The sequence below is a fragment of the Cryobacterium sp. HLT2-28 genome, assembly GCF_004402495.1.
In the GTDB taxonomy this organism is placed as follows: domain Bacteria; phylum Actinomycetota; class Actinomycetes; order Actinomycetales; family Microbacteriaceae; genus Cryobacterium; species Cryobacterium mannosilyticum.
In genome coordinates this window covers 60,164-70,307 of record NZ_SOFH01000032.1, presented here as the reverse complement: position 1 = coordinate 70,307, position 10,144 = coordinate 60,164, and the positions used below count along the sequence as shown (strand labels likewise).

Genomic DNA, 10,144 nt, shown 5'->3' with positions numbered 1-10,144 from the left:
ACTCGCCCTCGCCGCCGGAATCTGGCACAACTGGCTCCTCGGAACACCCAACAAACGATCCCTCATCGCCTACGACCATTAGGACTCACTCATCTAGGGCGGTGTCTTGCGCCGCACGGAACGCCTGCTGAGTTGCGGAGAAAGCACCCTCGTCGGGCCCGCCACGGTGTTTTCTCCGCAACTCGCGCTGCGTTTGCGCTCTCGCGCGGGGCATCCGTCGCCCGGGCCGAGCCGGGTCGCACCGCCGACCATTTGAGTTGCGGAAAAAGCACCTTCGCCGGGCCCACCGAGGTGTTTTCTCCGCAACTCAGCGCCTATCAGCGCGGCGAGGGGTGCGCTTCCCGGCCCAACCGCGCGCGCGGAGGCGGCGCTCGATGCGTTCCACAAGCTCGGCCGGGTTGCGGAGGTCGTCGTCGGTGAATTGCAGCATCTGCCAACCGGCATCCTCCACGCTCTGCACCCGACGGATGTCCCGGCGCCACTGGGCCCGATCGGTGCGGTGGTGGTCTCCTTGGTACTCGAGCACGAGCCTGAACTCGGAGTAGACCAGGTCGCCCCGGGCGAGGAAGCGCCCCTGGGAATCGAAGATGTTGACGTTGCACTCCGGTTCGGGCAGCCCGGCCAGCACGATGATCACCCGCAGCGCCGACTCGCGCGGCGATTCCGCACCGATGCGCAGCAGCGTCAGCGCAGCCCGCGCGCGTACCAGGCCGCGGCGGCTGGGATAGCGGCCCAGCGCATCCGTCAACTCGGGGAGGGTCGCGAGCGGATGCTCCCGGTGCACGATGTGGTCGCCGACGGCCACCAGCTCCACGAGGCTGAGCCCCGACGCGAGGTCGAGCCAGGTGCGCGCCGGCCCTGTGTGCCGGAGTCCGCCCCACGCCGCGATTTCGGCGGGCAGGATGCGCAGGCGGTGCCCGACGATGCCCCGGGCGTCCATGGCACGACCGGGGTCGGCGATGCCGACATGCAGCGGCCGGGTCGTCTCGAGGCGCCGCGGCAGCGGGAACCGCATGAGTTGCGCGGCGGTGACGTGCGTGAAGAAGGCCTGCTGGGGCATCCGCCGGGTGAGCGCCGCGCACAGTGCCTCGACGTCGCCGCCGCTGGCGACGGGTGCCCGGATGCCCCAAAACGGCCTCTCGAGGTCGCTTCCGGCAAGCCGCGAACGGCCCACACCCGCGTCCCGCGCCTCGTTGACGAGGAACGCGCGCCCGCCGAACTCGTCGGGGAGCGGGATGCGGGCTGCCATGGGCTCGAGGATGCCGCATGCGCGTCCTGCCCGCCGCAACTGTCCACAGGAGGCCGGGCATCCGCCGCTGAGGTGCGGAGAAAGCACCTTCGTGGCGCGCGGGAGGGTGTCTTTTCCGCGACTCAACCCCAGGCGCGACGGGCGCACCCGGGATGAGGGCGCGCCTAGCGTTCGGCCAGGATGCCGTCCTCGTCGCAGTAGACCGTGCGGCCGGGGATGAAGCTGACTCCGTCGATCTCGACCACGGCATCCGCGGTGCCGAAGCCCCGTTTGGCGCTCTTGCGCGGGTTGCTGCCGAGCGCCTTCACCCCGAGGTCGAGGGCGCCGATCGCGACCCGATCGCGGATGGCGCCGTTGATGATGACGCCCGCCCAGCCGTTGGCGACGGCGCTTTCGGCGATCATGTCGCCCATCAGGGCGCTGCGCAGCGAGCCGGCGCCGTCGACCACGAGCACCGCGCCGTCTCCCGGTGTGGCGAGGATCGACTTCACGAGGGCGTTGTCCTCGAAGCACGACACGGTGCGGATCGGTCCGCTGAAGCGCGCCCGCCCGCCCAGCGACTGGAACTGAGTGGCGACGGACTGGAGGTCCTCGCCATGCTCGTCGTAGAGATCGGCAGTGAGCTCGGTCATCGGTACCCCTCGGCTTCGTCGGACGTGCGGTCCCCCCAGCGTACGACGCCGACGGTCACGGATGCCCCGCGAGGGTTCCTGGAGACCGTCGGCTGGCGCCAGGCGCCCGGACGATCACGCGGCGAGCGCGGCCAGCTCCTCGGCGAGCAACCCCTGCAGCGCCTCCAGGTCGGGGCAGGCATCCGGGTCGGCGATGAGGGTGATCGTGAGGCTGCCCGCATAGGAGAGCACGGCGAAGGAGACCGTGACGTTGCCGGTCGCGGCGCTCAGCGGCACGATCGCGCTGACCGGGCAGCCGAAGATCGAGAGCCGTTGCTCCGGCCCGCGCAGGTTGCTCACGAAGGTGTGGATCAGCCGCTGCCGGTCGACGAACCACTGGAACAGGCCGGTCCGGGCGAGCACCCGGAAGAACGGGCCGAGCAGCGCCGTCGTCGCTCCGGGCGACGACCGCTTCGCACGGCGGGTGCCCTCGGCGACGAATCGCAGCCGGCGCGCCGGGTCGCCGGCTCCGGGCACCCGGATCGGGATCACCCCGCTCCGGTTGCCGAGCTCCCCCGCCGTGACGCCGGCCCGCTCGGAGAACGGCACCGAGATGATGAACCGGTCCTCGTGCTCGCCCCGCGACGCGAGCAGGCGGTGCAGCGCGCCGCCGATCGCGGTGAGCACCACATCGTTGACCGTGGCGCCCTGGGCGCGACCGGCGGCGCGGATCCCGTCCAACGGCACCGTGACCGTCGCGAACCGGCGCCGCGGGCCCGTCGGCGCGTTGAGCGAGGTCGGCCGCAGCCTCGTCCAGCGCACCGAACGCAGCTCCACTGTCGCGTCGCCGAGTCGGTGCAGCAGCGCGGGCATCCGTCGCAGCGAGCCCAGCCGCCGGGCCCAGGCATCGACGGCCAGCCGGCGAACGGATGCCTGCGGCCGCGGAAACCCGGATCCCCCGGCCCCCGGCGCCCCGGCTCCTGACCTCGCACCGTCGACCAGCCCGGCCAACACGGCCAGGCCGGCCACGCCGTCGGCGAGCACGTGGTGGAAGACGATGACCAGCGCCGCCTGGTGTTCCCCGACCCCGGTCACGAAGGTGGCGGCCCAGAGCGCACGGGACCGCGGCAACGGCGTGACGAGCATCGCCGCGGCCAGGGCGAGCACCGCCTGCTCTCCCCCGGGCGCCGGGCAGGCGACAACGCGCACGTGCCGGCACACGTCGAACCCCGGATCGTCGACCCAGATCGGCCGCCCGCAGCCGAACGGCAGGCTCACGAGCCGTTGCCTGAGCCGCGGCACGCCGGGGAGGAGCCGGGCAAACTGCTCCAGGACCCGCGCTGCGTCGAGTCCGGTCGCCGACCGAGACCGGCCGCCCGTGTCGAGGATTAGCACGGCCCCCACCAGAGTCGGCGTGGTTCCGCGCTCGGTGGCCATCGACATCAGGTCGTCGGCGCTCACCCGGTCAATCGGAAGGGACTTCCCCATGCCTCGAACGTATACCCGCGACCGGCGTTCCGGGGCACCCGGACCATCGTCTCCCGCCAGGAAATTCCCGCCGATCGGATCAACCGGGTCTCGATGCTCGACCACCGAGCGAGCTCGACCACCGGGCCCCCACCACCGGCCGGCGTGACGAATCCGGCGCGGGCCCGTCCTATCAGTGACGGATGTCGCACCACCGTGACCGCCGAATCTGCGCGACGATAGAATTCCTGCACCTGACCCCGCGCACCTGAACCCGGAGGACACCCCGTGACGAGCACCGACCTGCCCCAGTCCGACCAGGCCGACCGCACCCCCAAGGCCACCGGGCCGGGCCTGGCCGCGGTCGTCTACAACCCGATCAAGGTCGACCTGGCCGCGCTCAAGAGCGCCGTCGCGGCCGAGGAGGCCGCCGCCGGCTGGCCGGAGTCGCTGTGGTTCGAGACCTCGGCCGATGACCCCGGCCAGGGGCCGGCCGCACGGGCGCTGGAAGCCGGGGCATCCGTCGTCATCGTCGCCGGCGGCGACGGCACCGTGCGCGCGGTCGCCGAGATCGTGCACGGGTCCGACTCCGCGCTCGCCTTGCTGCCCTCGGGCACCGGCAACCTGCTGGCCCGCAACCTGAAGCTGGTGCTCGACGACCCGGAGCAGTCGATCCACGCGGCGTTCACCGGCTCCGACCGGGCGATCGACGTGGCCATGATCGACATCGAACGGCACGACCGCTCGGTCGACCGGCACGCGTATCTCGTGATGGCCGGGCTCGGCCTCGACGCGAAGATGCTCGCCAACACCGACGACGCGCTCAAGGCGAAGGTCGGCTGGCTGGCCTACGTGAAGGCGCTGGTCGCCGTCGGCCAGGACAAGAATGACCTGCACTTCCGCTACAGCCTCGACAAGAAACCGACGCAATCGATGCGCGCGCACACGATCATGGTGGGCAACTGCGGTTCATTGCCGGCCAAGATCGTGCTGCTGCCCGATGCCGCGGTCGACGACGGAGTCTTCGACATCGTCGTGCTCAAGCCGGAGGGTGTTCTCGGCTGGCTGCAGATCCTGTCCAAGGTGATCTGGGAGAACGGTGTGCTCGCCCGCACCCGGCTGGGCCGACGGTTCCAGACGAAGGATGTCGACGCCCTCAACTATGCGACCGGCACCGAGCTGGTCCTGCGCCTGCACCGCCCGGAGGAGATCGAACTCGATGGTGACGAGTTCGGCAAGGCCGTCGCCCTGAAGACCTGGATCGACCCGGGCAGCCTCACAGTGCGCGTGCCCGACGCCGCCGCATAGGCGCCGCGGCGGCCGACGCGGCGGTCCGCGAGCCGGTTCGGCTCAGGCGCTCCGCCAGTTCACCAGGCTGCCGGGCAGGTGCCGGGCGAGCCTCCAGCCGAAGAACACCCCGACGGCCGCCGTGGCCACCGCGCCTCCCGGACCATAGGCGTGCAGTGCGCTCGTCAGCATCGTGCCCAGGGACTCGACCAGCGAACCGCCCTGCTCGAGTGCTCTGCCGAGCCCGCCCACACCGATCTCGCCGGCGATGTAGCCCGAGAGCCCGAAACAGAGCAGGGCGGAGACGAGCTCGCCCAGCCGGGCCTGCCGCAGGCCGAAGGACAGCGCGACCGCCAGCAGGGCGAATCCCAGCGCCCAACTGAAGCTCACCGAATACAACAGCCAGGGCGCGCCCGGCGCCGCGGCGAGCATCTCCGGCGAATACACGCCTGAGACGAGCGGGATGCCGACAAGTCCCGCCACGCCGAGCAGGTCGAGCCCCTGCCCGAGCCGGGAATCGAGAGGATGCGCCTCGACGTCACGCTCATCGGCGAACGACGGCGGGAGCGACGGCGGGAGCGACAGCGACACAGTCGACGGCGCGAACCGCGGCGAGAACGGCGACGCACCGCCCTCGCCATGCCGGGGCTGATCCGGTCCGGCGGGGCTCACGGCATCCGTCGCTGCCGGCACGGCCGGGTACTCCTGCTGGGATTCGACGGAACCGTCGCTGTAGTGCACCGTCAGCCAGCCACCATCGCGGGTCACGTCCGCGAACGCCGCGCCGACGGCCTCGTCCCGCGTGCGGTGGACGCTCAGCTCCACACATTCCGGCACGCCGTAGACAAACCACACGTTGTCGTTGTCTGAGTATCCGACAGTTCGGGATGTCGAAGCCATGCCGACATTCAGGCCCGAGATCAGGTAGGTCACAAGGGTTGCAGACGAAGCCGGGCGACGGATGCCGGCACCGCCGCCATCGCGCGCCCGCCGCGCTCACCCGCGCGAGCGGGCGAACACCGTGCGCAGCGAGACCTTCTTCGAGTATTCGACCGAGCCGTACCGGAACAGCTGCACGGCGAGGCGCAGCACGATCCCGCCGAGGATGAACAACTCGGCGATGACGATGCCGGACTCGACCGGGCCGAGCGAGCCCAGCCCGTTGCGGAGCATCGCGGTGACCGGGGCCGAATACGGGAAGAAGGTGAACAGCTGCACGATCAGCGCGTGCGGGTCGGAGACCACCAGCGACGCCGCATACAGGGGCACGAACACCAGCGCCATCATGATGCCGAAGACCTGGCTGGCCTCCTTGGCGGTGGGCATGATCGCCCCGGCCGCGACCAGGGTTCCCATGAACAGGGTGAACCCGCCGATCAGCAGCAGTGCGCCGACGACCATCTGGCCGGGGTTCACGATGAGCTGGGAGATGTCAAAGTCGGGCAGGCTGAGCGAGGTCCGGAAGAACAGGTAGCCGACCAGCACCGGCAGGATGAAGACGACCATCTGCACGAGCCCGATGATGAACAGCGAGACGATCTTGCCGGTGATCAGGGTCGTCGGGTTCAGGGTGGTCAGGATCATCTCGGTCACCCGGCTCTCCTTCTCCTCGAGCGTGCTGGTGAGCATCTGGTTGCCCAGCATCACGATCACGACGTAGAAGATGAGCAGGAAGAGCAGTGGCGCGACGGCACCGAGGAACCCGCCGGACACCGCGCCGTCCTTGTAGGTGATCGCGTCGACCTGGAAGGAGCCCCTGGCCAGGCCGGTGAGGGTCTGGTCGCCGATCTCCGCCTGCGCGCTGGCGACCATGAGCTGGGTGGCGACGGAGGAGTACTTGCCGTTGTCGAAGATGCCGAGGTCGGCGCCGTAGACCATCGTGGCCTGCTTCGTCGGCTTGGCCGGATAGGCGAAGTGGGCCGCCGACCTGCCCGACTTCACGTCGGCGATCGCCTGCGCCTCGTCGGCGACGACGGTGCCGCCGAACGCGGTCGCGAGGGTCGGGTCGATCCGACCGGAGGCGTCGCTGTAGGTGAACCGGAGGGTCGCATCCTTCTGGGAGTCCACCTTGCTCGAGGTGGTGGTGTTGGAGATGACGATGAGGGCGATCACGATGCCCAGGATCACCGGCACCAGCAGGGTCGTCAGCCAGAACTGCTTCTTCTTGAAGGTGCGGGTGACCTCGAACGAGATGACCGTGCCGAGGTTGTGCCGGGCCATGGTCTACTCCCCCGCGGTTTCGTCGGCGCCGGCGGCGTTCTGGTCGCCGTAGACGGCGACGAAGATGTCGTCGAGGGAGGGGCGGCCGGCGGTGAACCCGCGAACGGTGACACCGGCATCCATCAGCTCGCGCAGGATGAGCGCCTCGTCGACCGGGGCGGTCACGGTGAGTTCGGCGTAGGTGCTCTCCCGCCGGGTGACCACGTAGTGAACGGATGCCGGGATCTCGCCGGAGTACTGCAGCCGCACCACGGTTCCGCCGTACTGGTCCTGCACGGCCTCGACCGTGCCGTAGGCCTCCACCTCACCGTTCTTGAGGAGCACGACCCGGTCGCAGAGCCGCTCCACCTCCTCCATCTGGTGGGTGACCATGAGCACGGTCGCGCCGGCGCGCTTCTGGTCCTCGATGATGTCCATCAGCAGCTTGCGGTTGACCGGGTCGAAGCCCTTGGTGGGCTCGTCCAGGATGAGGAGTTCGGGGTCGTTCATGATCGTGACGCCCAGCTGCACCTTCTGCTGCTGGCCGCCGGAGAGCTTGTCCAGGCGCACCTTCGCCTTGTCGCCGAGCGCGACCCGCTCCAGGTACTCGTGCGACCAGGCCACGGCGGCCGCCTTGCGGAGGCCCTTGAGCCGGCCGAAGTAGACCATCACGTCGATCACGGACTCCTTCTTGTAGAGTCCGCGCTCCTCGGGCAGGTAGCCGAGCCTGGCGCCGTCCTCCGGCGCGAAGGGGCGCCCGTTGATGTGCAGCACCCCGGCCGTGGCCTGGTAGATGCCCAGCAGCGCCCGGATCGTGGTGGTCTTGCCCGACCCGTTCGAGCCGAGAAAACCAAAGGTCTCACCCCGGTTGATGTCGAAGGACAGGTCACGGATGACCGTGCTGCGGCCGAAGTCCATCCGGAAGTTGCTGATGTGCACGAGCGGCTCGGCGTCAGGCCGTGACCCCGCCGCCGGCCGCGCCTGCCGATCGAGCGTGTCCAGCGGTGTGAGCAGTGCAGAAGTCATGCCGAAAATCCCCCCAGTTTCGTTACTAGACGACGTTACACCGGAGGGGTGTGGCCGGCCGCGCGGCGGATGAAGAACGCCGCGGGGATCGCGAAGAGCGAGATCACGGCGCCGCAGAGGAACGCGGCGTGGATTCCCGCGGAGGTGGCGGCGACATCCGTTGCCCCGCCGGCCAGGCGTGACGCGGCGACGGATGCCATCACGGTCACGAACAGCGCGGTGCCGGCCGCCCCGGCCAGCTGCTGCACGGTGCCGACCATGGCGCTGCCGTGCGAATAGAGCTCGGGACGCACGGCGGCCAGGCCCGCGGTGAACAGCGGGGTGAAGAGCAGGGCGAGGCCGAAGCTCAGCGTGACGTGGGCGGCGAGCACCCACCACTGGGAGGTGTCGGAGCGGAGCAGGGTCATCGCCCAGAACACGGCGCTGACGATGACCGCCCCGGTGACGAGCAGGTGGGTCGGCCCGGACCGGTCGTAGAGCCGGCCCACGGTGGGCGCGAGCAGCCCCATCGCGAGGCCGCCGGGCAGGAGGAGCAGCCCGGTGGTGAGCGCGGGCAGTCCGAGCACCGTCTGCATGTAGATCGGCAGCAGGATGATGGTGCCGAACAGGGCCATCATGCTGATCGCCATCATCACGATCGCGAACGTGAAGGTGCGCGAGCGGAAGGTGCGCAGGTCGAGCAGGGCGCCGTCGCGTTTCTGCAGCGCGAGCTGGCGGAGGATGAACAGGGCCAGGCCGAGCGCCCCGACGGCCAGCGGCAGCCAGCCGGAGACCGAGGCGATGCCGCCGGCGGCGCCGAGGTTGCTCAGCCCGTAGACGAGCCCGCCGAAGCCGAGCGCGGAGAGGATCACCGAGAGCACGTCGATCGGCGTCTTGCGCGGGGTGGTCACGTTCTTCATCAGGATGCCGCCCACGATCAGCGCGGTCAGCGCGATCGGGAGCACGAGGATGAACATCCAGCGCCAGTCGAGCACGCTGAGGATGGCGCCGGAGATGGTCGGCCCGATCGCCGGGGCGACCGAGATGACGATGGAGATGTTGCCCATCATCCGGCCGAGGTGCGCCGGCGGCACGAGCGTCATCACGGTGGTCAGCAGCAGCGGGAACATGATCGCCGTGCCGGTGGCCTGCACGACCCGGGCGGCCAGCAGCACCTCGAAGCCGGGCGCGAGCGCCGCGATCAGCGTGCCCGTGCTGAAGAGGGTCATCGCCGCGATGAACACCGGCCGGGTGTTGAAGCGCTGCAGCAGGAACCCGGTGATCGGGATGACGACGGCCATCGTGAGCATGAACGCGCTGGTCAGCCACTGGGCGGCACTGGCCGTGATGTTCAGGTCGCTCATCAGCCGCGGCAGGGCCACACCCATGATCGTCTCGTTGAGGATCACGATGAAGGTCGAGATCAGCAGCAGGGTGATGACCAGCCGGTTGCGGATGCCGAGGGCCGCCTCGGCGGCGGATGCGGCGGCCGCGTGCGCGGCGGCATCCGTGCCCGTGGCGGTGGTGCCTGTCGTGGCGGTGGCGGTTTCGGTCATTCGAAGGTCCCGTCGAAGTGTGCGGTCACGAGGTGCGATCACGAGGTGCGGCAGCAGGGCGGCCCGGCAACGGCCGCGCGGACGAACGGCTGCAAGAAACGGCTGTGCAGAGAGGTAACCGGCCGGGCACCGGGCGCATTCCGAGAATACAAAAGTCGCGCGGTGCTGCTACGACGTCTCGCCCTGACGCGTGCCGAAGGGGGAAACACGGTGGCTGACCAACACGGTGGCTAACTCAGGAAGATCTGCGTCGCATCCGCAAACTGCCGCGTGATTCAGCGGGCGGATGCCGCGACTCGCCGGATTCTCCTGAGTTGGCCACGTGGGGCGGCCGGCCTGCCCCCGCCGGCTGTGACGCACCGGGTCCACGGCGACCGGAAAGGCCGCCGTGGACGCCGAACGTCGGAGCCGAACGACACTAGCCCTCATCGGAAGGGCACGGTCATCCGGTATCCGAGCAGGTCCACGCGCAGGCGCTCCTCGGCCCGCTCGCGCTCCTCACGGTTGCGGAGAGCGGCTTCCCACTCCTCCGCCTCCACAGCAACAGGAGCGGGAGTGCGCACCGCGCCCGGGCGCCGCCCCTACTTGATCAGGGCGACGCCCATGTGCAGGGCCAGGCGATCGATCGGGCCGACGCGCCGCGGCCGGGGCTGCGGGCGCTCCGGCGCCTGTTCGGGCCCCGGTTGCGGCGGGTGGTCGTGGCGACCGGGCTTGGTCGACAGGGTTGTATGCATGGTGGTTGAGCCTCACTGTGACGGTGCAGGCACGAC

The 10,144-nt window shown here is 70.0% G+C and carries 9 protein-coding genes; 1 reads left to right on the top strand and 8 read right to left on the bottom strand.

Annotated elements, in window-relative coordinates:
- Nucleotides 1-307 precede the first annotated feature (307 nt).
- The 3 genes from E3O48_RS17470 to E3O48_RS17460 form a co-directional block, all read right to left on the bottom strand.
- Nucleotides 308-1,249 carry a DUF559 domain-containing protein gene (locus E3O48_RS17470; RefSeq protein ID WP_134541084.1) on the bottom strand — a complete coding sequence of 314 codons (942 nt, stop codon included), beginning with the start codon at nucleotides 1,247-1,249 and terminating at the stop codon, nucleotides 308-310.
- A gap of 164 nt (nucleotides 1,250-1,413) precedes the next feature.
- A complete protein-coding gene (gene rraA, locus E3O48_RS17465; RefSeq protein WP_134541081.1) occupies nucleotides 1,414-1,881 on the bottom strand; it encodes a ribonuclease E activity regulator RraA in 468 nt (155 codons plus the stop codon).
- 114 nt (nucleotides 1,882-1,995) lie between these two features.
- Nucleotides 1,996-3,348, bottom strand: coding sequence for a wax ester/triacylglycerol synthase domain-containing protein (locus E3O48_RS17460; protein WP_134541078.1), 1,353 nt, complete (start codon nucleotides 3,346-3,348; stop codon nucleotides 1,996-1,998).
- Between the two features lie 267 nt (nucleotides 3,349-3,615).
- Here E3O48_RS17460 and E3O48_RS17455 point away from each other — a divergent pair, with 267 nt between their 5' ends.
- Entirely contained in the window at nucleotides 3,616-4,635 is a 1,020-nt protein-coding gene (locus E3O48_RS17455; protein ID WP_370250394.1) for a diacylglycerol kinase family protein, read from the top strand.
- Nucleotides 4,636-4,677: 42 nt separating this feature from the next.
- On the opposite strand, the gene E3O48_RS17450 is transcribed toward E3O48_RS17455, so the two are convergent.
- The 5 genes from E3O48_RS17450 to E3O48_RS17735 all read right to left on the bottom strand — a co-directional run bounded on the left by E3O48_RS17450 (nucleotide 4,678) and on the right by E3O48_RS17735 (nucleotide 10,108).
- Nucleotides 4,678-5,514, bottom strand: a complete 837-nt coding sequence (locus tag E3O48_RS17450) for a hypothetical protein (RefSeq protein WP_134541075.1) — start codon at nucleotides 5,512-5,514, stop codon at nucleotides 4,678-4,680.
- Between the two features lie 96 nt (nucleotides 5,515-5,610).
- The gene (locus tag E3O48_RS17445) at nucleotides 5,611-6,834 is read right to left on the bottom strand and encodes an ABC transporter permease (RefSeq protein WP_134510682.1); all 1,224 of its coding nucleotides are present in this window, start codon (nucleotides 6,832-6,834) and stop codon (nucleotides 5,611-5,613) included.
- 3 nt (nucleotides 6,835-6,837) lie between these two features.
- Nucleotides 6,838-7,731 (bottom strand): ABC transporter ATP-binding protein, encoded by an 894-nt coding sequence (locus E3O48_RS17440; protein ID WP_134510705.1) that lies wholly within the window; start codon nucleotides 7,729-7,731, stop codon nucleotides 6,838-6,840.
- Nucleotides 7,732-7,874: 143 nt separating this feature from the next.
- Nucleotides 7,875-9,374, bottom strand: coding sequence for a DHA2 family efflux MFS transporter permease subunit (locus E3O48_RS17435; RefSeq protein WP_134541072.1), 1,500 nt, complete (start codon nucleotides 9,372-9,374; stop codon nucleotides 7,875-7,877).
- Between the two features lie 581 nt (nucleotides 9,375-9,955).
- The gene (locus E3O48_RS17735; protein ID WP_166788748.1) at nucleotides 9,956-10,108 is read right to left on the bottom strand and encodes a hypothetical protein; all 153 of its coding nucleotides are present in this window, start codon (nucleotides 10,106-10,108) and stop codon (nucleotides 9,956-9,958) included.
- Between the last annotated feature and the right edge of the window lie 36 nt (nucleotides 10,109-10,144).